19 protein-coding genes are annotated in these 26,240 nt (G+C 74.4%); 11 read left to right on the top strand and 8 right to left on the bottom strand.

Features of this window, described 5'->3' with window-relative positions:
- Window positions 1-5 precede the first annotated feature (5 nt).
- The 6 genes from AB5J54_RS14200 (at window position 6) to AB5J54_RS14225 (ending at window position 9,166) form a co-directional block, all read left to right on the top strand.
- Window positions 6-1,070 (top strand): glutamate ABC transporter substrate-binding protein, encoded by a 1,065-nt coding sequence (locus AB5J54_RS14200; protein ID WP_369144277.1) that lies wholly within the window; start codon window positions 6-8, stop codon window positions 1,068-1,070.
- Window positions 1,071-1,125: 55 nt separating this feature from the next.
- On the top strand, window positions 1,126-2,412 hold the full coding sequence (locus AB5J54_RS14205) for a hypothetical protein (protein WP_369144278.1): 1,287 nt from the start codon (window positions 1,126-1,128) through the stop codon (window positions 2,410-2,412).
- A 59-nt stretch (window positions 2,413-2,471) separates the two neighbouring features.
- Window positions 2,472-4,964 (top strand): tetratricopeptide repeat protein, encoded by a 2,493-nt coding sequence (locus AB5J54_RS14210; protein WP_369144279.1) that lies wholly within the window; start codon window positions 2,472-2,474, stop codon window positions 4,962-4,964.
- Window positions 4,965-4,966: 2 nt separating this feature from the next.
- Entirely contained in the window at window positions 4,967-6,382 is a 1,416-nt protein-coding gene (locus AB5J54_RS14215) for a PP2C family serine/threonine-protein phosphatase (RefSeq protein ID WP_369144280.1), read from the top strand.
- Between the two features lie 64 nt (window positions 6,383-6,446).
- Window positions 6,447-7,772 carry a VWA domain-containing protein gene (locus AB5J54_RS14220; protein WP_369144281.1) on the top strand — a complete coding sequence of 442 codons (1,326 nt, stop codon included), beginning with the start codon at window positions 6,447-6,449 and terminating at the stop codon, window positions 7,770-7,772.
- Window positions 7,773-7,813: 41 nt separating this feature from the next.
- On the top strand, window positions 7,814-9,166 hold the full coding sequence (locus AB5J54_RS14225; RefSeq protein ID WP_369144282.1) for an FHA domain-containing protein: 1,353 nt from the start codon (window positions 7,814-7,816) through the stop codon (window positions 9,164-9,166).
- A gap of 9 nt (window positions 9,167-9,175) precedes the next feature.
- Here the strand turns inward: AB5J54_RS14225 and AB5J54_RS14230 are convergent, their stop codons facing one another.
- A complete protein-coding gene (locus AB5J54_RS14230; RefSeq protein WP_369144283.1) occupies window positions 9,176-10,126 on the bottom strand; it encodes a methyltransferase domain-containing protein in 951 nt (316 codons plus the stop codon).
- 98 nt (window positions 10,127-10,224) lie between these two features.
- On the opposite strand from AB5J54_RS14230, the gene AB5J54_RS14235 reads away from it, so the two are divergent.
- The 5 genes from AB5J54_RS14235 to AB5J54_RS14255 all read left to right on the top strand — a co-directional run bounded on the left by AB5J54_RS14235 (window position 10,225) and on the right by AB5J54_RS14255 (window position 18,644).
- Window positions 10,225-10,629 carry a globin gene (locus AB5J54_RS14235; protein WP_369144284.1) on the top strand — a complete coding sequence of 135 codons (405 nt, stop codon included), beginning with the start codon at window positions 10,225-10,227 and terminating at the stop codon, window positions 10,627-10,629.
- A 154-nt stretch (window positions 10,630-10,783) separates the two neighbouring features.
- Window positions 10,784-14,140 carry an FtsX-like permease family protein gene (locus tag AB5J54_RS14240; RefSeq protein ID WP_369144285.1) on the top strand — a complete coding sequence of 1,119 codons (3,357 nt, stop codon included), beginning with the start codon at window positions 10,784-10,786 and terminating at the stop codon, window positions 14,138-14,140.
- Window positions 14,141-14,214: 74 nt separating this feature from the next.
- Entirely contained in the window at window positions 14,215-17,010 is a 2,796-nt protein-coding gene (locus AB5J54_RS14245) for an FtsX-like permease family protein (protein WP_369149327.1), read from the top strand.
- A complete protein-coding gene (locus tag AB5J54_RS14250; protein ID WP_369144286.1) occupies window positions 17,007-17,966 on the top strand; it encodes an ABC transporter ATP-binding protein in 960 nt (319 codons plus the stop codon). The genes AB5J54_RS14245 and AB5J54_RS14250 overlap by 4 nt, the downstream gene beginning before the upstream one ends.
- 48 nt (window positions 17,967-18,014) lie before the next feature.
- Window positions 18,015-18,644, top strand: a complete 630-nt coding sequence (locus AB5J54_RS14255) for a hypothetical protein (protein WP_369144288.1) — start codon at window positions 18,015-18,017, stop codon at window positions 18,642-18,644.
- Here AB5J54_RS14255 and AB5J54_RS14260 read toward each other — a convergent pair.
- The 7 genes from AB5J54_RS14260 to AB5J54_RS14290 form a co-directional block, all read right to left on the bottom strand.
- The gene (locus AB5J54_RS14260; protein ID WP_369144289.1) at window positions 18,616-19,050 is read right to left on the bottom strand and encodes a GNAT family N-acetyltransferase; all 435 of its coding nucleotides are present in this window, start codon (window positions 19,048-19,050) and stop codon (window positions 18,616-18,618) included. The genes AB5J54_RS14255 and AB5J54_RS14260 overlap by 29 nt on opposite strands.
- Entirely contained in the window at window positions 19,047-19,709 is a 663-nt protein-coding gene (locus tag AB5J54_RS14265) for a hypothetical protein (protein ID WP_369144290.1), read from the bottom strand. The genes AB5J54_RS14260 and AB5J54_RS14265 overlap by 4 nt, the downstream gene beginning before the upstream one ends.
- A complete protein-coding gene (locus tag AB5J54_RS14270; RefSeq protein ID WP_189801763.1) occupies window positions 19,706-20,131 on the bottom strand; it encodes a thioesterase family protein in 426 nt (141 codons plus the stop codon). Before AB5J54_RS14270 ends, AB5J54_RS14265 begins: the two co-directional genes overlap by 4 nt.
- 5 nt (window positions 20,132-20,136) lie before the next feature.
- Complete coding sequence (gene ettA, locus AB5J54_RS14275) at window positions 20,137-21,801, bottom strand: energy-dependent translational throttle protein EttA (RefSeq protein ID WP_369144291.1); 1,665 nt, start codon at window positions 21,799-21,801, stop codon at window positions 20,137-20,139.
- 251 nt (window positions 21,802-22,052) lie between these two features.
- On the bottom strand, window positions 22,053-23,465 hold the full coding sequence (locus tag AB5J54_RS14280; RefSeq protein ID WP_369144292.1) for a Cys-Gln thioester bond-forming surface protein: 1,413 nt from the start codon (window positions 23,463-23,465) through the stop codon (window positions 22,053-22,055).
- Window positions 23,466-23,689: 224 nt separating this feature from the next.
- The gene (locus tag AB5J54_RS14285) at window positions 23,690-24,148 is read right to left on the bottom strand and encodes a single-stranded DNA-binding protein (RefSeq protein ID WP_369144293.1); all 459 of its coding nucleotides are present in this window, start codon (window positions 24,146-24,148) and stop codon (window positions 23,690-23,692) included.
- Window positions 24,149-24,321: 173 nt separating this feature from the next.
- Entirely contained in the window at window positions 24,322-26,064 is a 1,743-nt protein-coding gene (locus AB5J54_RS14290; protein WP_369149328.1) for a GTPase, read from the bottom strand.
- Window positions 26,065-26,240 lie beyond the last annotated feature (176 nt).

A 26,240-nucleotide genomic window follows, 5' to 3' on the forward strand; every position in this document is an offset into this window, starting at 1 on the left:
GCGGGATGCCGAACGGCACGGACCCGCTGGTGCGGCGGACAGCGAGCGGCACGGACCCGCTGGTGCGGCGGACGGCGAAGCGGCTGCGCGGCTGGGGCGGGGTGGCCGCCATGGCCGTGGCCTGCGGGCTCACCGCCTCGCTCACCCTGCTGCCCCTCGCCCACGACGGGAGCGGCGCGGCGGCCGCGCCCCTGACGGCGGGCCCCGGCGTGGGCACCGGCGTCCAGGTCAAGGCCGACACCTGCGAGCACCCCGAGGCCTCCCTCACGCCCTCCTCGGCGGACGGCCCGTCGATCCTGGCGATCAAGGAGCGCGGGAAGCTGATCGTCGGCGTGGACCAGTCCAGCTACCGCTGGGGCTACCGGAACCCGGAGAAGGGCGTCCTGGAGGGCTTCGACATCGACCTGGCCCGGGCCATCGCCAAGGACATCCTCGGCGACCCGCAGGCGATCATCTTCCGGACGATCCCGACCAACCAGCGGATCGCCGCGCTGAACAGCGGCAAGGTCGACCTCGTCGTGCGCACCATGACGATCAACTGCAAGCGGATCGGGCAGGTCGCCTTCTCCACCGCCTACTTCCAGGCCGGGCAGCAGGTCCTGGCGCCCAAGCTCGCTACGGAGATCACCGGCTACGACTCCTCGCTGCGCGGCAAGCGGGTCTGCACCGCCGAGGGCTCCACGGCCTACGACGCCCTGGAGGAGAACTCCTTCGGCGCCGTGTTCAAGGACGAGGCCGACGGCACCAAGGACGACAAGGACCTGCTGACCGTCCCCAACCAGCTGGACTGCCTGGCCCGGCTCCAGATGGGCGAGGTCGACGCCGTCGTCACGGACAACGCCCTCGCGGCCGGCCAGGCCGCGCAGGACCCGGCGGTCGAGCTCAAGGGCCGGCCGTTCACGGAGGAGTACTACGGGGTGGCGGCCAAGCTGGGCAACGACGACCTGGTGCGCCGGGTCAACCAGGTCCTGGTGGGCTACCGGCAGGGCCCCTGGCAGCAGGCGTACCAGGAGTGGCTGGCCAAGGACCTGCCGGGGATATCGGGGCCGCCCGCCCCGCTGTACAAGTAGCCCGGTGCGCGCCCCCGAAGGAGTAACCCTGTACACGAAGCGGAAGAGGTGACCGATGGGCGTCACGGGACCCCCCGGGCCGGTGATGGACCGGGACGAGGTGGACCGTGCGCTGGCGCGGCTCGGCGCCGAGCACAAGGCGATCGAGGACTCGCTCCTCGCGCTCCAGGACCACGCGGGCCGCAGGCTGCTCGAAGGGGCCGAGCTGACCGGCACGACCCGGGAGCGGTGGGCGGCCGCCGAGCGGACCATCACCCTGCTCTGGACCTGCTTCGACGTGTACACCGGCGCCCTGCGGGACGCCCGTGAGCTGCGCGCGCGGCGCCGCTGGCCCGGCCGGGAGGAGCTCGTGGAGCTGACCGACCGGCTGCGCGGCGACACCGTGCTCGTCCCGGGCGGGGCCGGCGAGGGCGCCCTGCTCACCGAGCGGTTCAGCCTGGAGGGGCTCGTCCGGCGGATGAACGAGCTGTACGCCTCCTCGCTCGACCTGGTCGTCACCGCCGACGCGGTCTGGTCGGCGCTGCCGGCCCGGATAGACCTGCTCGCCGCCGAACTGGGCCGGACGCGTTCGCTCGCGCACTCGGTCGGCGTCCGGCCCGGGGAGCATCCGGCGGGCGACGAGCTGGAGGCGATCACGGCCGAGCTGACCGCGCTGCGCTCCCAGGTGGTGACCGACCCGCTGGCGTTCTGGCGGCCTGCGGCGGGGAGTTCGGCGCCCGGCGGGGGCCGTCCCGACACCGAGCGGTACGACCGGGCGGCCCTGGCCCTGGAGGACGTGAGGCGGGAGATCGAGGCGGTCCTCGCGGTCCGGCAGGACTCCGAGGACCGGCTGCTGCGGCTGCGGGACGTGCTCTCGCGGGCGGACCGGACGCTCGCCGAGGCGCGGTCGGCGCGCGGCGAGGTCCTCGCGAAGATCGCCGCCTCCGAGGTGCCGGCGGTCAGCGGGCCGCCGATCGTGCTCCAGGAGCGGCTCGCGGCCGCCGCCGAGTACCGCAGGCACGCCCAGTGGCACCGGCTCTCCCCGCTCCTGGAGTCGCTGGAGCGGGAGGCGGAGGACGAACTGCTGCGGGCCCGCGAGTCGTTGACGGCGGTCACCGCGCCGCTCGCGGTCCGGGCCGAGCTGCGCGGCCGGCTCGACGCGTACAAGGCGAAGGTGGCGCGGCTCGGCGGGGCGGAGGATCCGCTGCTCGTCGAGCGGTACGACGCGGCGCGCCGGATGCTGTGGAGCGCGCCCTGCGACCTGCGGGTCGCGGAGCAGGCGGTGCTGCGCTATCAGCAGGCGGTGGCGGACGTGCTGTCCGGTCCGCGGGACACGAGGGACGCGGGAGGACGACAGTGGTGAGCGGGGAGACGGGTGTGGGCAGCTGTCAGCGTCCTTCGTGCGAGGGTTCGTACGAGGACATGGGAGGCGGCGAGCTGTACTGCGACACCTGCGGTCTCGCGCCGGTCGTCGCGCCCGGGGGCCTGATCGGGTCGACGCCGACCGGAATGGCGGTGCCGGGGAAGGGGACGGGCGTCGGGGGGCCTGACTCGGCCTCCTCACGGAGCAGTTCGCGTGCGTCCTCGCGTGCCTCGTCCCGGTCCTCGACCTCGCGCCGTTCGGTCTCCGGCCGGCTCTCGCGCTCGCTCTCCGGGGCCTCCGGCGCCTCGACGGGCCGCTCGGTGTCGGTGCGCAGCTCGGGCTCGTCGACCGGGCAGTCCGCCCGTAGCCGGCTGGGCGCGGGTCTGGTGACGATCCCCGAGGTGCCGCGTCCCGACCCGCGGGCGGCGGTGATGGAGAACGCCGAGGTTCCCGAGCGGAAGCGTTTCTGCTCCCGTTCGGACTGCGGGGCTCCGGTGGGCCGCGCGCGGGGCGACCGGCCGGGCCGCACGGAGGGCTTCTGCACCAACTGCGGGCACCCGTACTCCTTCGTGCCGAAGCTACGCGCCGGGGACATCGTCCACGGCCAGTACGAGGTCGCGGGCTGCCTCGCGCACGGCGGGCTCGGCTGGATCTACCTCGCGGTCGACCGGGCCGTCTCCGACCGGTGGGTGGTCCTCAAGGGCCTCCTCGACACCGGCGACCAGGACGCCATGGCCGCGGCGATCTCCGAGCGCCGCTTCCTCGCCGAGATCGAGCACTCCAACATCGTCCGCATCTACAACTTCGTCGAGCACCTCGACCCGCGCACCGGCTCCCTGGACGGCTACATCGTCATGGAGTACGTCGGCGGCAAGTCGCTCAAGGAGATCGCCAACGACCGGCGCACCCCCGACGGCCGGCGCGATCCGCTGCCGGTGGAGCAGGCCTGCGCGTACGGCATCGAGGCGCTGGAGGCGCTCGGGCACCTGCACAGCCGCAACCTGCTGTACTGCGACTTCAAGGTCGACAACGCCATCCAGACCGAGGACCAGCTGAAGCTCATCGACATGGGCGCGGTCCGGCGGATGGACGACGACGAGTCCGCGATCTACGGCACGGTCGGCTACCAGGCGCCGGAGGTGGCCGAGGTCGGCCCCTCGGTCGCCAGCGACCTGTACACGGTGGCGCGCACGCTCGCCGTGATGACCTTCGACTTCCAGGGCTACACGAACGTCTTCGTGGACTCGCTGCCCGACCCGGAGCACATCGAGGTCTTCCGGACGTACGAGTCGTACTACCGCTTCCTGGTCCGCGCCACCGACCCGGACCCGGCCCGCCGGTTCTCCTCCGCGCAGGAGATGGCGGAGCAGCTGACGGGTGTGCTGCGCGAGGTCGTGGCGCTCCAGTCGGGGCGGCCCCGGCCGGCGCTGTCGACGCTGTTCGGCACGGAGGTGCGGGTCACGGACACCGCGCTGTTCGCCGAACTGACGGAGGACGTGTCGCTGCTCGGCGCGCGGAAGGCCGGGCGGAAGCGGGCCGAACTCCCCCCGGCGGCCGGGGTTCCGCAGCAGACCGGCCCCGCCGGGCCGACCGGCTCCGGCGCGGGCTCCGGGCTCGCGGAGCTGCTCGCGCCGCTCGACGCGCCCGCCACCGCGCTCGCGCTGCCCGTGCCGCGCGTCGACACGAGCGACCCCAACGCCGGTTTCCTCGCCGGTCTCGCGGCCGCCGCCCCCGCGGAGCTCCTCGGGGCGCTCCAGGGCGCGCCCGCGCCCTCCGCCGAGCTGCGGCTGCGCACCCTGCGGGCCCAGCTGGAGCTGGGCGACCTGCCCGCCGCCGCGCGGACCCTCGCCGGCCTGGAGGAGCGGGACCCGGACGACTGGCGGGTCGTCTGGTGCCGAGGCGTCGCCTCCCTGGTGACCGGGGACCACGAGCACGCGGCCCTCGCCTTCGACGCGGTGTACGACGCCTTCCCCGGCGAGCCCGCGCCGAAGCTGGCCCTCGGGATCTGCGCCGAGGTCCTGGGACAGCTGGACAACGCCGCGGAGTACTACCGCCTCGTGTGGGCCACGGACCCCAGCTTCGTCAGCGCCGCCTTCGGGCTCGCCCGGGTCCGGCTCGCGGCGGGCGACCGCACCGGAGCCGTACAGGCCCTGGAGTCCGTACCGGAGGCGTCGATCCACTACACGGCGGCGCGGGTCGCGGCCGTGCGGGCGCGGCTGCGGCGGCGTCCGGCGCACGAGCCGCTCGGCACCGATCTGACGGCCGCCGCGGCGCAGGTCTCCGCGCTCCAGGGTTTCGGTCTGGACGCGGTGCGCCGGGAGCGCCTGTCGACGGAGGTGCTCGGGACGGCGCTCGACTGGGTACTCTCCGGGAGTCCCGGTGCGGCACCGGGCGGCGGCGCGCTGCTGCTCGGCAGTGAACTGGACGAGCGCGGACTGCGCTTCGGCCTCGAACGCTCGTACCGGGTGCTGGCCCGGCTCGCCCAGCGGGGCGAGGAGAGGATCGAACTGGTGGAGCGGGCCAACCGCTTCCGCCCCCGGACGTGGGTGTGAAGATGTCCCAGAAGCCGAAGCCGTCGCACGGACTTACCGCCTGCCCGGGCTGCGCGGAGCCGCTGGACTCGGGTGACCGGTTCTGCGGGGCGTGCGGCTACGACCTGTCGGCCGCGCCCGCCGCCGAGGCCGAGCCGGATCGCCCGACCGTGGCGATCGGCATGCCCGTGGCCTGGCCGGAAGCCCCGCCCCGCGACCCCGGTTCGCTCTCGACCGCGACCCAGCACCCGGGCGACCTGCCGGGCACCGACTCCGGCGGCCACGACCTCCCGACGATGGAGGTCCGCACGGACGGGCCGACCCCTGCTCCCGGCCTGGCCCCGGCATCCGTGTCCCCCACGGCCGAGGGGGACTTCGAGCTGGCCGCGCCCGATCCCCGTACCGCTGTGAGAGCGGATCCGGCCCCCGCCGCCGCGCCCGCCCCGGCCACCGCGACTCCCGCTCCCGCGCCCGCCGCCCCCGAGCCCGCCGCGGCTCCCGCTCCCGCGCCCGCCGCCGTCCTCTGCGTGGCCTGCCGCGCCGGACGGGTGGACACCGACGGGTACTGCGAGAACTGCGGGCACGCCCAGCCGCGCGAGCGCGACCACATGGAGCGGGAGCTCACCGGCGTCGCCGCCGTCAGCGACCGCGGACTGCGCCACCACCGCAACGAGGACGCGTTCGCCGTCTCGGCGACCACGCTGCCCGACGGCTCCCCCGCCACCCTCGCGATCGTCTGCGACGGCGTCTCCTCGGCGACCCGCCCCGACGAGGCCTCCGCCGCCGCCGCGGAGGCGGCCGGTGCCTCGCTGCTCGCCGCGCTCCCCCGGGGCACGCACCCGCAGCAGGCGATGCACGAGGCGATCGTGGCCGCCGCCGAGGCCGTCAACTCCCTTGCGGAGGAGCCCGGTCAGGGCGGCTCGGAGCACGACCCGCACCGCCACCGCAACGCCCCGGCCTGCACCATCGTCGGCTCCGTCGTCGCCGCGGGCCTGCTCGTCGTGGGCTGGGTCGGCGACAGCCGCGCCTACTGGGTGCCGGACGACCGCAGCACCCCGCCCGCCCGGCTCACCGAGGACGACTCGTGGGCCGCGCAGATGGTCGCGGCGGGCCTGATGAACGAGGCCGAGGCGTACGCGGACGAGCGCGCCCACGCGATCACCGGCTGGCTCGGCGCCGACTCGTACGAACTCGACCCGCACACGGCGGCGTTCAAGCCGGACCGCTCCGGCGTGGTGGTGGTCTGCACGGACGGCCTGTGGAACTACGCGGAGGCCGCCGAGGACATGGCCCGGGTCGTCCCGGCCGACGCCGCGGACCGCCCGCTGCACAGCGCCCAGGTCCTCGTCGGCCACGCCCTGGACGGCGGAGGCCACGACAACATCACGGTCGCCCTCGTCCCGTTCACCGTCACACCTCAAGGGGCAGGATCCGCCTGAGAGCGGTCGCCGATCCCCGTCCCCTTCACCGTCGTCGCGTCAGTCGCGTAGGAGCCGAAAACAGATGGCGAACTTCTCCAAGCCGACCGTGCCCCAGTTCTCGGTGGACGTCTACCAGAACGAGTTCCTGCCGGAGGGCGGCCGGGACGTCAGCGCGATCGTCACCGTCACCTCGACCGGCGGCGGCACGACCGGAGGCTTCGCGGGCGGCGACCCGGCCGCGACCGGTGTCGTGATCATGCTCGACTGCTCCGGCTCGATGGACTACCCCGCCACCAAGATGCGCGGCGCGCGCGAGGCGACCGCCGCCGCCATCGACACCCTGCGCGACGGCACCCGCTTCGCCGTCGTCGCCGGGACGCACGTGGCGAAGGAGGTCTACCCGGCCGACGGCGGCCTCGCCGTCGCCGACTCCCGGACCCGCGCCGAGGCCAAGGAGGCGCTGCGCCGGCTCTCCGCGAGCGGCGGCACCGCGATCGGCACCTGGCTGCGCCTCGCGGACCGGCTTCTCTCCTCCGCCGAGCTCACCATCCGGCACGGCATCCTGCTCACCGACGGCCGCAACGAGCACGAGTCGCCGGCCGAGCTGCGGGACGCGCTCGACGCCTGCGCGGGCCGGTTCACCTGCGACGCGCGCGGGGTCGGCACCGACTGGGAGGTCAAGGAGGTCACCGGGATCGCCTCGGCGCTCCTCGGCACCGCCGACATCGTCGCCGACCCGGCCGGACTCGCCGCCGACTTCACGGCGATGATGGAGCACGCGATGGGCAAGGGCGTCGCGGACGTCGCCCTGCGCCTGTGGACCCCGGTGGGGGTCGAGATCATGTTCGTGAAGCAGGTCGCGCCCGCGGTCGAGGACCTCACCGGCCGGCGCACCGAGGCCGGGCCGCGCGCCGGGGACTACCCGACGGGCTCGTGGGGCGACGAGTCCCGCGACTACCACGTGAGCGTGCGGGTCCCGCGCGCGGCGGTCGGCCAGGAGATGCTCGCCGCCCGGGTCTCCCTGCTCGCGCCGGACCCGGCGGGCGGCGATCCGCGCCCGCTGTCTCAAGGACTGGTACGGGCGGTGTGGACGGACGACCTCGCGATGTCGACGTCGATCAACCCGCAGGTCGCGCACTACACGGGCCAGGCCGAGCTGGCGGACGTCATCCAGCAGGGTCTCGATGCCCGCAAATCGGGCGATCGCGACGGCGCGACGGCCAAGCTGGGCCGTGCCGTGCAGCTCGCGGCGGCCTCCGGCAACGCGGATACGGCGAAACTGCTTTCGAAGGTGGTCGACGTCGTCGACGCGGCGACCGGTACTGTGCGTTTGAAGGCGAAGGTCGCGGAAGCGGACGAGATGACACTCGAGACCCGCTCCACCAAGACCGTTCGCGTCAAGAGGTAGCCCGGCCACCGGGCCGGACGACGAGAGGGGGAAGCACCGACATGCCGACCTGCCCGAACGGACACCAGTCGGTCTCCGACGACTGGTGCGAGGTCTGCGGCCATCGCATGGCCGGGGCGGGTGCGCCGACGGGTGCCGTACCGCCGCCTCCCCCGCCGCCGCCCCCCGCGTACGGATACCCCGGCCCCGCCGGCCCCGGCCAGGCCCCACCGGGCCCGCCGCAGGGCCCCCCGCCGGGCGCCCCGGGAAACTTCGGTCCCGGACCCTCCCCGGCTCCCGGCGCTCCCGGCCCCTTCGGCGCCCCCGCCGCCCCCGGTGGCTTCGGCCCCGGTGGCGACCCGAACGCGACGGCCCAGGCGGAGCTCTGCCCGCAGTGCCGTACGCCGCGCGAGCACATGGCGCCGTTCTGCGAGGAGTGCCGCTGGAACTTCCTCACGAACACGGCGACCTCGTACACGCCGCTGGCCCCGCACAACGCCCCGCCGCAGCAGCCCGGGCCGCCGCCCGGCCTCAACCTGCCGCCGGGCTTCCAGTCCCCGCCCCCCGCGCCGCCGCAGCAGCAGCCCCCGCAGCAGCCGGACCCCTTCGGCTACCAGGGCTCGCGGCCCTCGCAGGTGAACCGGCCGGCCGAGCCGCTGGGCGCCGAGCCCACCCACCACCAGGCTCCGCCGCAGCGCCCGCAGGCCCAGCAGCAGCCGCCCGCCCCGCCCGCGTACCTCCAGGCCCCGGCCCAGGCCCCGGCCCCGCCGGCGCCGCCGCAGCCGCGCGCGGACGACGACTGGGTCCTGTCGCCGCCGTCGCAGCACCAGCCGCCGCAGGCCCCGCCGGCCCCGCCGCAGCACCAGGCGCCGCAGGCCCCGCCCCACCAGGCGCCCCCGCAGCAGCACCAGCCGCAGCCTCCGCAGCACCAGGGGCCCCCGCCGCACCAGGCGCCGCAGCCTCCTCAGCAGTTCCAGCCGCCGCAGACGCCCCCGCAGCCGCAGCAGCCGCTCGTCTGGACCGCGGTCATCGGTCCCGACCGCGAGTACTTCATGGCGATGATGCAGCGCAGCGGTCCGGAGGCCACGGGCCTGAACCTGCCCGCGTACTCGCCGGACAAGCACGTGCCGCTGCAGGGCAACCAGGTGTCCATCGGCCGCCGCCGGCACTCCACCGGGGAGTCCCCCGACATCGACCTGTCGGTGCCGCCGGAGGACCCGGGCGTCTCGCACCAGCACGCCGTGCTGGTGCAGCAGCCGGACGGCTCGTGGGCGGTGGTGGACCAGAACTCCACCAACGGCACCACGGTCAACGGCGGCGAGGAGCCGATCCAGCCCTACGTCCCCGTCCAGCTCCAGGACGGCGACCGGGTGCACGTCGGCGCCTGGACCACGATCACCATCCGCTGCGTCTGACGGGCGGCCTCAGCGCAGGGGCCAGGCGTACGGCCCCGCCGGGTCGTCCAGCCAGGCCCACTGCCGGTCGCCGCTGACCGTCACCCCGAAGCGCTCCCGCTCCGGCCGCCGCTCGCGCAGCCAGAGCGAGAGCGCTTCGCGTCTGTCGAGGCTCCCCGCAACCAGTCCCCACAGGAAGAGGAAGCGCTCGTCCCCGGCGGGTCCGTGGCGCGGGACGGCCGGGGAGACGGTCTGGGCGGCGACGCCCCGCAGCGCCACGAAGTACGCGGAGGTCGCGAGGAAGCGACCCTCGGCGTGCGTGGCGTCGCGCACCCGCAGCAGGATCAGCCCGGTGGAGAGCGGGGCGAGGACGAGCGCGCCGGGCCGGCACTGGGCGAGCCAGGGGTACGGCACGGCGGGCACCTCGCAGGTGGCCACGATCCGGTCGTACGGGGCGTGCTCGGGGCAGCCCCGGGCGCCGTCGGCGGCGAGCACCGCGGGCCGGTACCCGGCGGCGGCGAGATGGGTGCGGGCCGATTCGGCGATCTCCTCGTCGAGGTCGACGGTGGTGACGTGCTCCGCGCCGAGGCGGTGGCAGAGCAGGGCCGCGTGGTAGCCGCTGCCGGCGCCGATCTCCAGGACGTCGTCCCCGTCGCGTACCTCCAGGGCGTCGAGCATCAGCGCCATCAAGGAGGGCTGGCTGGCGGAGGAGACCAGGTCCCCGTCCCGTACCCGGGTGGCGATCGCCGTGTCGTCGTACGCCCCGCGCAGCCAGCGCTCCCGCCGCTCCGGCTCGGGGTCGCCGGCCCAGAGCCGCTCGTAGCCGCCGGGCGCGGAGACGTAGTAGTACGGGACGAAGAGATGGCGCGGCACCTCGGCGAAGGCGGCCCGCCAGGCGGGGTCGGTCAGCAGACCGTCCGCCTCCAGCTCCCGCACGAGCGCGCGCCGCTCCCGCGCCCCGGCCCCGGCGAACTCGTCCATGGGTCCACTCTCCCGCCCTCCGGGCCCCCGGGGCGACCGCCCGTACAGGTGGTCCTAGGGCTCCGGTCCTCCGCCGGGGCATCTGAGACGATGGAACGGTGAACGAGATTCCCGGGGAAACAGTGCAGGAGCAGACCTTCTACGAGCAGGTCGGCGGCGAGGAGACGTTCCGCCGTCTGGTCCACCGCTTCTACGAGGGCGTCGCGGCGGACCCGCTGCTGCGCCCGATGTACCCCGAGGAGGACCTCGGCCCGGCCGAGGAGCGCCTGGCCCTCTTCCTGATGCAGTACTGGGGCGGCCCCCGCACCTACAGCGACCACCGCGGCCACCCCCGGCTCCGGATGCGCCACGCGCCGTTCACCGTGGACCAGGCCGCCCACGACGCCTGGCTCCGTCATATGCGCGACGCCCTCGACTCGCTCGGCCTCGCCCCGGAGCACGAGACGGAGCTGTGGCGCTATCTGACGTACGCGGCGGCGTCGATGGTGAACAGCGCGAGCTGAAGGATCCCCCTGCCCCCTCCACGGACTGAAACGTTCCGGACACGGAACGCCGAATAACGGTCACGATCCCATCAAGGTCCGTGTGGAAGCGGTTACCAGCGACGCGTGCCCTCTGAAAGCATCCGAGGAAACTTCAGCGGGTCCAGGGGGATGGGTGACGGGGTTCGTATTTCTGCGCGTCAGGGCACACCGGCTGCTGCTCGCCGCGGCGCTCCTCGCCGTACTCCTGACGACCTCGGTGCTCGCCACCCTCTCCGCCTTCTCCGGCGCGATCGGGGACGCCGCGCTCCAGGCAGGACTGCGCGGCCGGTCCGCGGCCGCCGCCTCGCTGCTCGTCGGCGGCCAGGTACCGGCCGAAAAGCGGGCCAGTGCCGAGGCCGCCGTCGAGGACGGCATGCGGAAGAGCTTCGACGGGCTGCCGGTGACGGTATGGCGCCTCGAACGCTCGGGACCGTACGCACTCCCCCGGAGCCTCCAGCCGCCCGCCGCCCGCAAGGGCGACCCCGACCTGACACAGTTCGCCGCGCTCGACCGCTCGCAACTCTCGCTCGTCAAGGGCTCCTGGCCCTCGGCCGCCCGCGCCGGCGGCGTGGTCGAGACGGCGCTGCCCGAAGAGGCCGCCCGGCGGCTCAAGGTCGGCCCCGGCACCGTGCTCGACCTCACCGACCGGCTCGAGAACCGCAAGGTGAAGGCCCGGATCACCGGCGTCTACAAGCCCGTCGACACCGCCGGCCTCTACTGGCAGCTGGACCCGGCGGGCGGCCGCGGCGTGCGGACCGTCGCCTTCACGACGTACGGGCCGCTGCTCGTCGACCCGGCCGTCCTCAGCTCCGGGGCGCTGAGCTCCGGCGACACCTCCTGGCTCGGCTCCGCCGACTTCACCGGCTTCACCACGGACCGGATGGACGCCCTGCGCGCCACGGCCACCGAGGGCCCGAAGAAGCTGGCCGCGTCCACGGACGCCTTCGGGACGACGATCTCCGCGTCGACCGCGCTCCCCACCGTCCTCGACCAGACCGAGCGGGCCCTCCTCGTCTCCCGCTCCACGCTGCTCATCGTCGCCGTCCAGCTGGTGCTCCTCGCCGCGTACGCGCTGCTGCTCGTCGCCCGGCTGCTCAGCACCGAGCGCTCCGGCGAGACGGCCCTGCTGCGGGCCCGCGGCGGTTCACGGCGCCGGATCGCCGGGCTCGCCGCCGCCGAGGCGCTGCTGCTCGCCCTGCCCGCCGCGCTCGCCGCCCCGCTGCTCTCCGGCCCGCTGACCCGGCTCTTCGCCGAGCGGTCCGCGCTCTCCGAGCTCGGGGTGCGCCTGGACACCTCGCCCTCGCCGCAGGTGTGGCTGGTCGCCGCCGTGGTCGCGCTGTGCTGCGCCGCGGCCGTCGTGGCCCCCGCGCTCGCCGCCGGGGACGGCTCCGTCGTCTCGCTGCGCAAGGCCCGCTCGGCGGCGCTGCCCGCTCCGGTACGGGCCGGGGCCGACCTCGGCCTCCTCGCGATCGCGGCCGTGGCGTACTGGCAGCTCCAGCGGCCGGCCGCCGCCGGCGGCACCCTCGGCGCGGACGAGGCCGGCGGCGGCTCCGTCGACCCGGTGCTCGTCGCCGCGCCCGCCCTCGCCCTGCTCGCCGGCACCGTCCTGACGCTCCGTCTGCTGCCGCCCGCCGCCAAGCTGGCCGAGCGGCGCGCGGCCGGCGGGCGCGGGCTCTCCGCCGCCCTCGCGGGCTGGCAGTTCAGCCGCCGGCCGCTGCGCGGCGCGGGCCCCGTCCTCCTCCTCGTCCTCGCCGTGGCGATGGGCATGCTGGCCATCGGGCAGAGCGGCTCGTGGCAGCGCTCGCAGCGCGACCAGGCCGACTTCCGGGTCGGCACGGACGTCCGAGTCCTCGGCGCGGGCCCCGGCGAGCCGACACAGACCGAACGCCTCGCCGCCGTGCCGGGCGTCAAGACCGTGGCCCCGGTGCACCGCACCTCCCTGGACGTGTCCGGGAAGAACGCCACCGTCCTGGCCGTCGACACCCGCAACGCCGGCGGACTGCTCCTCCGCTCCGACCTCGCCGGCGTGCCGGCCCCGGCCCTGCTCGCCCCGCTGACCCCCAAGGCCGGCGGCCGCCCCGGTCTGGCGCTGCCCACCGGCACCCGCACGCTCGCGGTCGACCTGCGGACCTCCGCGCCCGCCGGCACGCCCGAGACCCGGGTCGGCGCCGTCCTGGAGGACCCGAGCGGCGTCCCGTACCGGCGGGACCTGGGACAGCTGCCCTCCGACGGGCGCACGCACCGGCTGAGCCTCGACCTCGGGGCCGAGTCCGCCGTGCCCGGTTCCGAGAACGTCCCCGGCACCGGCGGCCTGCTCACCCTCACCGGCCTCGAACTCACCGGCACGGTCGCCGACGGCGCGAAGGCCACGCAGACGCTTCACGTCGAGGCCTTCACCACGATCGGAACCGGCGGCACCACGACGCACTCCCCCGCACAGGTCCTCGGCACCTGGGCCTCCGCCTACGAGCAGACCATGCCCGGGGGCGGCACGACCGACGGCAGGGCGATCGCCCGCGCCGGGTCCGCCGGGCCGGGCGGCCACCCCGCCCCGTACTCCTTCGCGTTCCCCGTCGTCGGCGCCAGGATCGGCGTCCCCGTGGAGGCCCCGGAGTTCACCCTGCGGATGAACTCCCCCGCCCCGAAGGCCCCCAGGCGGCTCACCGCCGTGGCCACCGAGGCCTTCATGACGGCCGCCGGCGCCAAGACCGGCGACCTGATCCAGATCGGCATCGCCGGCCTGCAGATCGACGTCACCGTCGACCAGGTGGTCAAGGAGCTCCCCACCACCGGTCCGGGCGCACGGACCGACTCCGTCGCCTCCACCGTCACCACCCCCGAGGAGGGCGGCGCGATCCTCCTCGACCTGGCCTCGGTCAACCGGTACCTGGCGGCCGACCCCGACGGGCTCGCGAGCCTGCCGCCCACCGAGTGGTGGCTGACGACGGCCCCCGGCCGGGCCGACGAGGTCGCCGCCGCCCTGCGCACCCGTGCCGACACCGACCCCGCCCAGGTCCTCGTACGGGACGAGGTCGCCGACGAACTCCTCGGCGACCCGCTCGGCGCCGGCCCCAACGCCGCCCTGATGGCGGTCGCCGCGGCCGCCGCCGCGCTCGCCGCCGTCGGCTTCGCGGTCGGCTCGGCCGGCGCGATGCGGGAACGGTCCGCCGAGTTCGGCGTCCTGCGGGCGCTCGGCGCACCCCGCCGCAAGCTCGCCCGGCTCGTCGCCGCCGAACAGGGGCTGCTCATCGGCATCGGCCTGCTCGTCGGCATCGGGCTCGGCGCCGTCCTGGCCCGGGCCGTCGTCCCGCTCGTGGTCCTCACCGGCCAGGCGGCCCGGCCCGTCCCGCCGGTCCTCGTCGAACTGCCCCTCGGCCAGGTGGCGCTGCTGCTCGCCGGCGTGGCCACCCTGCCGCTCGCCATCGTCGCCGCGATCGCCCTGCGCCGCGCCGACCCGGCCGTGACCCTGCGCCACCAGGGGGAGAACTGATGGCGCCCACCGATCCGTACAGCGACGACAACGACCGCACCGACGCGCCCGCCGTACGCAGGAAGGCCCCCGACATGCCCCGGTCCCGGTCCGACAAGCCCGCCCGCGCGGTGGCGCCCTGGGTGCGGACCCGGCTGCGGACCGCGCCCTGGGCCGCCGCCGCCCTCGCCCTGCTCGTCCTGGTCACCGCGTACCTCGCGGCCGCGCTGCCGCGGGCCGTCGACCGGTACGAGACGGAGGGTCTGCGGCACGACATCCGGACCGCCGCGCCGCGCAACTCCGTCCTCGAACTGACCACCCCGATCCCCGTCAACGAACACGGGAAGGGCCTGGACCCCCGCGTCCTGCAGAGCAAGAGCGACCGGGCACGCGAGGAGCTGCCCGAGCCGATCCTCACCGACCCGGAGCAGACCGTCCACGGCGTCCGCACGGTCAAGCGCGTCGAGGGAACCGACCCGTGGCTGCCGCGGCCCGACGGGCTCCCGCCCGAGTTCGTCCTGTCCTCCCCGTCCCGTCTCACCGAGCACGCGACGCTGCGGAAGGGACGGCTCGCCGCGGGCACGGCCGACGCCCCCGAGGCCGTCGTGACCGTCAAGACCGCCGAGTCCCTCCACCTGAAGCCCGGCTCCGTCGTGCACGTGCCGAGCAAGACCAGCCCGGAACCGCTCGCCGTCACGATCACCGGGATCGTGGAACCCCGCGGCCCCGAATCCCCGTACTGGGCCGTCGAGCCGCTGCTGCGCACCCCGGCGCTCGCCCCGATGGTCGGCGACGAGGTGAAGTACTACTGGCAGGGGGCGCTGCTCCTCTCCCCCGCCTCCGCACCCGTCGTCCTCTCCACCAACAGCGAGCCGGAGCTCTTCTTCCGGTTCATGCCCACCGCCGGCCACCTCACCGGCCGGGACACCGACCGGCTCGCCGCCGCCCTCGACGCGACGACGAGCGGCCCCGACCTGGTCAAGCTCCGGCGGGCCGTCGGCGGCAACGCCGCCCTCACCACCGACCTCGACACGATCGTCGACTCGTACCGCTCGATGCGCGAGGCCATCAACCCGGTCGTGGCCGTCGCCGTCTTCGGGATCGGCGCGGTCGCCGCGGTCGTCCTCGCGATGACCGGCGGCCTCTTCGTCGCCCGCCGCGACAGCGAACTCGCCCTGCTCCGCTCCCGCGGCGCCTCGCTCACCGGCATCGGCCTGCGGCTGCTCGGCGAGACCTCGGCCGTCGCCGTACCGGCCGCCGCGCTCGCCCTCGGCCTCGCCGTGGCGACCGTCCGGCAGCCCGACGGAGGCTCCGGCGGGATCCCCCTCGGCCCCTCCGTCCTCGGCACCGTGCTCGTCGCCCTGGTCGCGATCCTCGTGCTGCCCGTCCGCGCGGTCGTCCTGCACCGGCGCCCGCGTCTGCACGGCGCACGCGACGACGTGCTCACCGCACGCCCCTCCCGGCGCCGCACGGTCCTCGAACTCACCCTGCTCGTCCTCGCCGTGGGCGCCGTCGCCTCGCTGCGGCTGCGCGGCACCGACGGCTCCGGCGACTCCGGCGACCCGCTGGTGAGCGCCGCGCCCGTGCTCGTCGGCCTGATCGCCGCCTCCGTCCTCGTACGGATCTACCCGCTGCCGCTGCGCTGGCTGGCCCGCCCCGCCCGTCGGCTGCGCGGGGCCGTCGGACCGCTGGCCCTCGCCCGCGCCGGACGCGCCTCCTCCTCGGGCACCCTCCCGCTCCTCGCCCTCGTCCTCGCGCTGACCACCGCGGCCTTCGGCGGCTCCGTCCTCGCCGGCGTCGCCGACGCCCGCGACCGGGCGGCGCTCCTGGCGACCGGCGCGGACGCCCGGATCGGCGGCTACGTCGAATGGACCCCGCTGCCCGCCGGGCTCACCGAGTCGGTGCGCGGTCTGCCGGGGGTACGGGACGTGGCCGCGGTGCAGATCGAGTACGGGGTCGACCTGCCGTCCTACCAGGGGACGACCGCCGAGCCGATGAGCGCGCCGATCGTGGGCGTCGAGCCCGACTCGTACACCCGGCTCGCGAACCGGACCGGCTTCGGGCCGTTCCCCGCCGGACTGCTCGCCTCCACGGGGAAGGGCGGCGAGGGCGCCGTCGGTGACACCCAGCGGGTGCTGCCCGCGATCGCCTCGCCGAAGGTCGCCGAACGGCTCGGCAAGCAGCCGATGGACATCATCGCCGCGGCCGGCGCCTTCCGCGTGCAGGTCGTCGCCGTCCGCTCCACCACCCCGGCCCTCGACGACGCCGACTTCCTCCTCGTCAACGGCGCCGACCTCACCCACCGGGCCGACACCCAGCTGCTCGTCACGGGGGCCGTGGACGGCACGGCGCTGCGCGCCGCGGTGAAGGCGAAGTCGTCCCGGCTCGACGTCGCGCTCCGGAGCGAGGAACGGGCCACGTACGTCGACTCGCCGCTCCAGTCCGGTGCCGAGCAGATCTACCTGGGCGCGATCGGCGCGGGCGCCGCCTTCGCCGTGGTGGCCCTGCTGCTCTCCCTCATGCAGAGCGCACCCGAGCGGAACACGCTCCTCGCACGGCTGCGGACGATGGGCCTCACCCGGAAGCAGGGTCGCCGGCTGCTCGCCCTGGAGGCGCTGCCGCAGGCGGTGCTCGCCGCGCTCGGCGGCATCCTGGTCGGCTGGGCGACGGTGCCGCTGCTCGCCCCGGGCATCGACCTGTTCCGCCTCGCGCTCGCGGCGGCACCGGGGTTCGCCCCGCTGGACAGCGCCCCGCTGCGGGCGGACCCGTGGTCGCTGGTGCTGCCCGCGCTCGCCGTCGTCGTCCTCACGGCGCTCGCGGCGGTCGGACAGGCGTGGTGGGCGGGACGCAGGGGCTCGATCAAGGAACTCAGGGCAGGAGACGCACGATGACCAAGACCGACACGGCCCCGTCCGACACGACGCTGGAAGAGCTGGAGCGGCAGGCCACGGCGCGCCGCGACCGGCCCTCGTACGGTCATGACGCGCTCATCGCCTGCGACCGGCTCGTCCGCATCTTCACCACGGACGGGGTGGAGGTGCAGGCGCTCCAGGGGCTCGATCTCCTCGTGAAGGAGGGCGAGTTGATGGCCCTCGTCGGCGCCTCCGGTTCCGGCAAGTCGACCCTGATGAACATCCTGGCGGGCCTGGACGTGCCGACCGCCGGCGCGGCCCGGGTCGCCGGCTGCGACCTGCTCGGCATGGACGGCAAGGCGCGGCTGCGCTACCGCCGCGACGTCGTCGGCTTCGTCTGGCAGCAGACCGCCCGCAACCTCCTGCCGTACCTGACGGCCGCTCAGAACGTGGCGCTGCCCATGCAGTTGCGGGGCCGCTCGAAGCAGAAGGCGGAGCGGGCCGAGGAGCTGCTCGCCATGCTGGGCATCCCGGAGATCCGCGACCGGCGCCCGCACCAGCTCTCCGGCGGCCAGCAGCAGCGGGTGGCCATCGCGGTCGCCCTCGCCAACAACCCGGCCGTGCTCCTCGCCGACGAGCCGACGGGCGAGCTGGACTCGGCCACCGGCGAGCAGGTCTTCGCGGCCTTCCGCCGCGCCAACGAGGAGCTGGGCACGACGATCGTGATCGTCACCCACGACCAGGCGGTCGCCTCCGAGGTGCGCCGCACGGTCGCCATCCGCGACGGCCGGACCTCCTCGGAGGTGCTGCGCCGCACGGAGGTCGACGAGCAGGGCCAGGAGTCGCTGGTGGCGCGGGAGTACGCGATGCTCGACCGCGCCGGCCGACTCCAGCTCCCGGCGGAGTACACCCAGGCGCTCGGCATGGAGCACCGGGTGGCGCTGGAGCTGGAGCAGGACCACATCGGGGTGTGGCCGGACGACGCGGAGGGCTGAGGAACCCCTCCTCGGCGGCCGGGCGTCCCTCAACCGGGGGTGATGTCCATGTCATCGACAGAAGCGTCGGATTCGTCGTCGGAGTCCTCGTCGGATTCGTCGTCGGGCAGGGGGAGTTGGGCCACCGCAGCCCTGCCCGCGGTCTGCGCGGTCGCGGTGTACGCGTGGTCGGCCTGGTGCTTCGGCGGCTCATCCGCGCCGTCCACCACCGTCGCGGTCGCGGTCGGCGGGGCGGTCGTCCTGGCCGCCGGAGTGGCGTACTTCCTGCTCGTCGACGGCGTCATGGGCTTCTTCGGCGCACTCGCGCTGGTCGGCGCGCTGCTGCTCACGGTGGCCGCCGCCGACCGGGCGGCCGTGCGCGGGGCGGTCGCCGACTGCGTCGTCGTGAAGGTCCGCGAGGAGGAGCAGTCCTCGGTCGGCGAGGGCGGCGCCACCAGGGTGCTGTACCACCACACCCTGCGCTGCCCGGGCGGCTATCCCTCGACCGTCACGGAGGGCCACCGGGCCGCACCGGACGGCGGGGAGGTGCGTGTGGCCTACGATCCGCGCCGGCGGGTGGCCCCGGCCCTGGAGGGTTCCACCTCGCCGTGGCGGCAGGCGGTGCTCGCCGTACTGCTGCTGGCCGCCGCCACGGCGGGGGCGCGGCGGTTCAGCCGGTGGGGTCGTCGAGCGCCATGAGCCCGGCCGCGGTGGGACGGAAGCCGCACCGCTCGTGGAAGGCGGTGAGGTGCGGCTCGTAGTCCACGTGCAGCCAGTGCGCGCCCCGCGCGCGGGCGGCCTCGGCGGCGGTCCGTACGAGGGTGACGCCGAGGCCCCGGCGGCGCTCGTCGGGGTGGACGGTGGTGTCGAGGAGGAACGCGTGGACGCCGCCGTCGCCGACGACGTTCACGTACCCGACGAGCCGCCCGGCCCGGCGGGCGGTGACACGGAGGAGACTGCGCGCGAGGACGGGCCCGAAGTCGGTGTCCCGGTGCCCGGGCCAGGCGGCGCGGAAGAGGGTGTTGAGCTCGTCGCCGGAGAGGGGCGCGTCGACCTGGACGTCGACGCCGTCGACCGGATGCCCGGCACGCTCGGCATCGCTCATCGGGGGGCGACGCCCAGCGAGATCGACGATCCGGTGCGCAGCGCGATCGAGCCGTACGGGGTACGCAGCCGCAGCCACGGCCCGGAGGCGAACAGGGTCACCGGCGCGTCCCCCGGGGGCAGGAAGCCCAGCGACTGGGCCGCGTGGACGGCGCGCAACGGGAGCCCGGTGGTGCCGAGGGTCCGGGACCAGATCTCGCGGCCGAGGGCGTCGCGCTCGGTGCGGGTGCGCCGCTCCTCCGGCAGCTCCTCGTCCCGCGCGCGGAACTCACGGACGGCGGCCGCGACGGCGCCCCGCATCCCGGCGACGTCGGGGAGGCCGGGGACCGGCGCCCAGCCGCCGCGCGGCGGGAGGACCCCGGCCCACGGGGGGCCGGTCACGGAGTCCGGGACGACGGCCTTGCCGGCCGACTCCTCGATGCCGTCGAGGAGTTCACCGGCGGAGACGGTGACGTCGAGTTCGACGGCGTCGACGAGGCGGGCCGTGCGGATCGCGAGCACCTCGAACGACGGCGGCCGCCCGAAGACGGCGAGCGCCCCGCGGGCGGCCTGGAGGCGGACGGCGGCGGCGCGGTCGTAGTGCACCAGCCGGCCCAGGAAGGCGGCGAGTGCCGCCGCCTCCCTCGGGTCGGCGAAGTGCAGGGGAGCGAGCACGGTCATGCGGCGGACGACATCCCGTCGTCGACGTACTCCTGGAGGAACTCGCGCTCCTCGGCGGTGATCCGCCGCGGACGCTGCGCCTCCAGGTCGAAGGGCACGACGACGGTCGAGGCCCGGACGTACACGACGTCCGCGTCCTTGACCTCGTACGCGATCGTCAGCGACGCCGCGCCTATCTTCGTGACCCACGACTCGATGGTCACCGGCTCGTGCCGGTGGACCAGCGGCCGCTTGTAGTCGATCTCGTGCCGGGCCACGACGGACCCGCCGGAGAACGAGGGGGAACCGTCCCCCGGCGCCAGCCGGAACATGAAGTCGATCCGCGCCTCTTCCAGGTACCGCAGGAAGACGACGTTGTTGACGTGCCCGAAGGCGTCCATGTCCGACCAGCGCAGGGGACAGCTGTAGATGTGCCTGGTCACTGACCTCAGCCTCGGGTCAGCTTCTTGTAGGTGGCGCGGTGCGGACGGGCCGCGTCCGGGCCGAGGCGCTCGATCTTGTTCTTCTCGTACGACTCGAAGTTGCCCTCGAACCAGAACCACTTCGACTCACCCTCGTAGGCGAGGATGTGCGTCGCGACTCGGTCGAGGAACCAGCGGTCGTGGGAGATGACCACGGCCGCACCCGGGAACTCGAGGAGCGCGTTCTCCAGGGAGGACAGGGTCTCGACGTCGAGGTCGTTGGTGGGCTCGTCGAGGAGCAGCAGGTTGCCGCCCTGCTTGAGGGTGAGCGCGAGGTTCAGACGGTTGCGCTCACCACCGGAGAGCACGCCGGCCGGCTTCTGCTGGTCCGGGCCCTTGAAGCCGAACGCGGAGACGTAGGCGCGGGAGGGCATCTCGACGTGGCCGACGTTGATGTAGTCGAGCTCGTCGGAGACGACGGCCCACAGCGTCTTCTTCGGGTCGATGTTGGCGCGGCTCTGGTCGACGTACGAGATCTTGACGGTCTCGCCGACCTTGACGGTGCCGGAGTCCGGGGTCTCCAGACCCTGGAGCATCTTGAAGAGCGTGGTCTTGCCGGCGCCGTTCGGGCCGATGACACCGACGATGCCGTTACGGGGCAGGGTGAAGCTGAGGTCGTCGATGAGGACCTTGTCGCCGAAGGCCTTCGAGAGGTTCTCGACCTCGACGACGATGGAGCCCAGACGGGGGCCCGGCGGGATCTGGATCTCCTCGAAGTCCAGCTTCCGCATCTTGTCGGCCTCGGCCGCCATCTCCTCGTAGCGCGCGAGACGGGCCTTGGACTTGGCCTGACGCCCCTTGGCGTTCGACCGCACCCACTCCAGCTCCTCCCGGAGCCGCTTCGCGCGCTTGGCGTCCTTCTGGCCCTCGACCTTGAGCCGCTCGGACTTCTTGGTCAGGTAGGTGGAGTAGTTGCCCTCGTACGGGTGGGCGCGACCGCGGTCGAGCTCCAGGATCCACTCGGCCACGTTGTCGAGGAAGTACCGGTCGTGGGTGATGGCCACGACGGTGCCCTTGTACTGGGCGAGGTGCTGCTCCAGCCAGTTCACCGACTCGGCGTCGAGGTGGTTGGTGGGCTCGTCGAGGAGCAGCAGGTCGGGGGCCTCCAGGAGCAGCTTGCAGAGCGCGACACGGCGCTTCTCGCCACCGGAGAGGTTGTTCACCGGCCAGTCGCCGGGCGGGCAGCCCAGCGCGTCCATGGCCTGCTCCAGCTGCGCGTCGAGGTCCCAGGCGTTGGAGTGGTCCAGGTCGTCCTGGAGCTTGCCCATCTCCTCCATGAGCTCATCGGTGTAGTTGGTCGCCATCTCTTCGGCGATCGCATTGAACCGGTTGAGCTTGCCCTTGATCTCGGCGACGCCGTCCTCGACGTTCTCCAGGACGGTCTTGGTCTCGTCGAGCTTCGGCTCCTGCATGAGGATGCCGACGGAGAAGCCGGGCGACAGGAACGCGTCACCGTTGGACGGCTGCTCAAGGCCCGCCATGATCTTCAGAACGGTGGACTTACCGGCACCGTTCGGGCCGACCACACCGATCTTCGCACCCGGCAGGAAGCTCAGCGTCACGTCATCCAGGATGACCTTGTCGCCGTGCGCCTTGCGCGTCTTGCGCATCGTGTAGATGTACTCAGCCAAGAGAAACCGTCCGGCAAAGAGTGAGTGGGCAGATACACCCCATCTTGCCTGACCGCCAGCCCCAGGCGGAAACCGGTAAGGCGCGGGGCGGGGGGGCGGGGGGGGGGCCGGGGGCGCGAGGGGGCCGTTTCGGGGCGTGGACGTGCGACGACCCCGGCCGCAGGTGCGGGCCGGGGTCGTGCGGGTGTCACGGGGTGGGGCGCGTGTGACGCGGATCACTCCGCGGAGTCAGCGGCTCACTCCCTGCGGGCTCACTGGCCGGCGGTCTTCTTCTTGCGGAGGAAGAACACCGCGCCGCCGCCGATCACGACGAGCGCGGCGGCGATGCCGGCGATCATCGGGGTGGCGTTGGAGCTGCCGGTCTCGGCGAGGTCGCCGCCACCGGTCGTGGTGCCGGTGGTGCCGCCCGTGGTGGACGGGGTGGAAGGCGTGGCCGAGGGGGTCGTGGAGGGGGTCTCCGACGGCTTCGGGCCGGGGGTGGCCGTCTTGCAGTCCAGGACGCCCTCGAAGGTCTCCTCGAAGTCGTTCGGGCCGGTGATCGTGAACTTGTACGCCTCGTCCTCGGCGAGCGGGACCGTGAGGGTCTTCGTCTCACCGGCGGCGATCGTGTACGAGGTGCCCTTCAGGTCGAAGGTCCAGGCCTCGTCGCCCTTGTTGGAGGCGATGACCTCCAGGCCGCCCTTGGCGCAGTCCTTGGCGACCGTGACGGCCGGAAGGGCACCCTTCTTCGCCCAGGAGGCGGAGGCCTTGGCGGTGACGGTGGAGTCGCTGGAGCCGGCCAGGATCAGGGTCTGCGAGGGGCCGTCGATCGAGACGAAGGCGCGGCCGAGCGAGACCTTGGTGGTGGCCTCGGCGGTCAGCTCGGCGGTGCCGTCGGCGGTGCCGGCCGGAACGTCGAAGAAGAGCTTGTCGCCGTTCTTGGCCTCGGTCACCGGCTTGCCGGCCCCATCGACGATCTTGACGCCGGCGGGGGTGCCGGCGGCGGTCGTGAGCTTGGCCGTGGCGTTGGTGGTGACGGTGATCGGGCCGAGCTTCTCACCGGCCTTGCCGGAGATGGTGGCCGGGGAGAGGCTCAGGGAGGCCTTCGGCTCTTCGAGCTTCACGGCCTCCTTCAGGAGGTACTCCGTCAGCTTCTTGGCGTCGGGGCTCGTCGGCGTCGCCGTCACGTCGTCCGAGAAGGTCCAGATCGCGGCCTGGGTGCCGGCGGCGGCCTCGTTCTTGGAGAGGTCGACGTCGAGCTTCGCGCCGAGGGCCTCGGCGGAGAACTTCGGGTAGGCGTTCTCGAGGATCCAGAGGATCTTGCCCGCGTTCTCGTTGTTGTGCAGGGAGGACTCGCCCCAGCCGACCTCCTTGTAGGTGGCTTCGTTCTTGGTCGGGGTGCGGAGGTCGATGCAGTAGGTCTGAAGGGTTCCCCCGCCCTCGACCTGCATCGTGAAGAGACCGCCGCCGACCGGCCAGGCCTTGCCGTCCTTCTCCTTGATCACGACATCGTCACCCTCGGTGACATGACCGCTGACCAGCTTCGCCTTGACGCCGCCGGCGCCCGGGGCGCCGTCATCGGCCAGGGCCGGACCGGCGGTCGCTATCGCACCGGTCGCGACGAGGCCGGAGGCCAGGATCGTGGCTGCCAGGCGGGCAACGCCACGCCCACGAACTGAAAACATTGGATTCCCCTCCGGGCGAGCCGCTCCGCGAACTTGGTCGATTCGCGTGGGGGGAGCGCACGCCAGCAGAACTCACAGACTCGATGGGCTCACGTGCCACACGAGTATCCGGAATCCTAGGGACGCCGAACGCCGCGGTGCCCTGTCGTACGGTCACATAACCATTCCGACTCGGAATCGTTATCACCCGCGCGAGTTGGTCGACAAATCGCCATGACGCAAGGTCAGGGAGCGGTTACCAGCTGCGGAGTCACCGCCGCCACCTCCTCCGCCGCCGTCGTCCACAGGTCCTGCTCCGGCTGCGGTTCGGGCGCCGTCCGCTCGGCCTTCGGGGCGCGCCGGAAGGCCGCCGTGCCCCGGCTCAGGTCGTGTCCCACGGCGACCGCGTCGACGTCCACGAAGGTCTTGCGCTGCCCGTCGCGGTCCTCCTCACGGACCTTCAAGCGGCCGTGCACCACGAGCGGTTCGCCGACCGAGACCGAGGCCGCGAGATTGGCGCCGAGCGAGCGCCAGGCCGACACCGTGTAGAAGCTGGTGTTCCCGTCGGACCAGAGGCCCCGCTCCCGGTCCCAGCGACGCGCGGTCACCGCGAACCGGAAGCGGGCCACGCCGCCGGCCACCGTCTCCCGGTACTCCACCGCCGTCGCCACGTTGCCGACGAGCGTCACGGTCGTGTCGTTCATGGTTCCGCCCCCACTGTCCCTGTTGTCCTGCTGTTCCGGTGTCCCCGGTGTGGACACCTCGTGGGGACCATGCTCGGACGGTCGCGAGAATCTCGCTCGGGCCTGTGGAGGAGCGGAGGCCTGGGGACAACTCCCCCACCCGGAAGGGTGAAACCGGGACCTCTGAAGGCCCCCTACCTCCCCCGTACCCCCGCCCTAGTCGCGCCCAGCCGCATCGCCCCCGCGCGGCCGCCGCCCACCACCCGGGCCGCCGCCGACGGCCGTGAGCCGACCACCGTCGCGTACTGCTCGCGGACCTCCCGGTAGCGCATCAGCTCCGCCGCCACCGGGTCGAGGACCCGGGCCCGGCCGCAGGCGGCGGTCGCCTCCCGCAGACGGCGCTCGGCCTCCTGCCCGTACCGCCGTGCCGGCCCCTTCACGGCGCTCTCGCAGGCCCATTCGACGAGCGGGCCGCCGATGATCCCGCCGAGCATCACCAGGACCGGCGGCAGCAGGCCCGGCTGGACGACGCCGACGATCTGCGCCACCAGCCAGAGGGCGCCGAAGATCTGCAGGAGCGTCATGACCGCCTGGGCGAGGACGGCCGCCGGCCACCAGGCGGGCCGGGGCGGCCGGGCCGCCGGGTCCCCCATGGAGACCGTCAGCTCGTCCAGCGCCTCCGGCAGCCCCTCGGCCCCGCGCGCCGCCGCCTCGCGCACCGCCTGCGCCCAGGGCGCCGGGAGTCCGCGCGAGGCCTCGTCGGCGACGATCCGTACGGCCTGCTCGACGCGTTGGCGGGCCGTCAGTTCGTCCTCGACGGGGCTGGCGAGGTGCGGGTCGGTGGAGCCGTGCGCGCGCAGTCGCTCGTACCAGCGGTAGAGCCGCAGCCAGGGGGTGCCGCAGGCGCGGATGGCGCCCCGGCGCCAGACCCGTTCGGCGGCCTCGCCCGCGGCCTGGGCGCCGACGGCGACGGCGAGCCGGTCCGTGAAGGCGTCCCGGGCCCGCTCGTCGAGCCCGGGCCGCCCGTCGGCGACGTACGCCTGGCGCAGCCGGGCCGCGGCGGCGTCGACGTCGGCGGCGAGACGGCGTTCGGGAGCGGTGCGTTCCTGGACGAACCGGGCGACGAGCTCCCGCAGTTCGGGGACGCCCTCGCCGGTCAGCGCGGAGACCGCGAGGACCGTCGCGCCGGGCTCGCCGTGCTCGCCGAGCGCCACGCCGTCCTCGTCGAGGAGGCGGCGCAGGTCGTCGAGGACGAGGTCGGCGGCCTCGGTGCCGAGCCGGTCGATCTGGTTGAGGACGACGAAGGTGACCTCGGCGTGCCCGGCGAGCGGGCGCAGGTAGCGCTCGTGGAGGGCGGCGTCGGCGTACTTCTCGGGGTCGACGACCCAGATCACCGCGTCGACGAGGCCGAGGACCCGGTCGACCTGGTCGCGGTGGGCGGTGACCGCCGAGTCGTGGTCGGGCAGGTCGACGAGGACGAGCCCCTGGAGCTCGGTGTCGCCGGCGCCGCCCGCGAGGGGGCGGCGGCGCAGCCGGCTGGGGACCGCGAGCCGGTCGAGCAGCCCGGCGGCGCCCTCGGACCAGCTGAGCGCGATGGGCGCGGAGGTGGTGGGGCGGCGCAGTCCCGTCTCGGAGACGGGGACGCCGGCGAGGGCGTTGAAGAGCGTGGACTTGCCGCTTCCGGTGGCTCCGGCGAGGGCGATCACGGTGTGCCGGGAGGAGAGCCGCTGGCGGGCGGCGGCCTCGTCGAGGACGCGCCCGGCCTCGGCGAGGGCCTCGCTCTCGACGCGGGTACGGGAGAGCCCGACGAGCTCGTGGAGGGCGTCGAGGCGGCTGCGCAACGGCCCGCCGTAGCTGCCGCCGAGGGGCGGCAGGGTGTCCTGCTCCTGCGGCTCGCGCGGCTTCTCCTCGGCGACGGTGGCGGCCCGCTCGGCCACCCGCCGAGCGATCAGCCCGTCGTCCCACCGCTGCCGACCGTCCGCCGGGTCGGGCTCGCGCCCCCGCTCCGGACCGCCGAACGCGAGGCCACCCTCCGGGGCACGCTCACGGCCGCTCTCCCCCGCGCGCTCACGCCCTCGTTCCCGGCCTCCCGCGCGGCTGCCCTCCGGGCCGG

The sequence above is a fragment of the Streptomyces sp. R44 genome (assembly GCF_041053105.1).
In the GTDB taxonomy this organism is placed as follows: Bacteria; Actinomycetota; Actinomycetes; order Streptomycetales; family Streptomycetaceae; genus Streptomyces.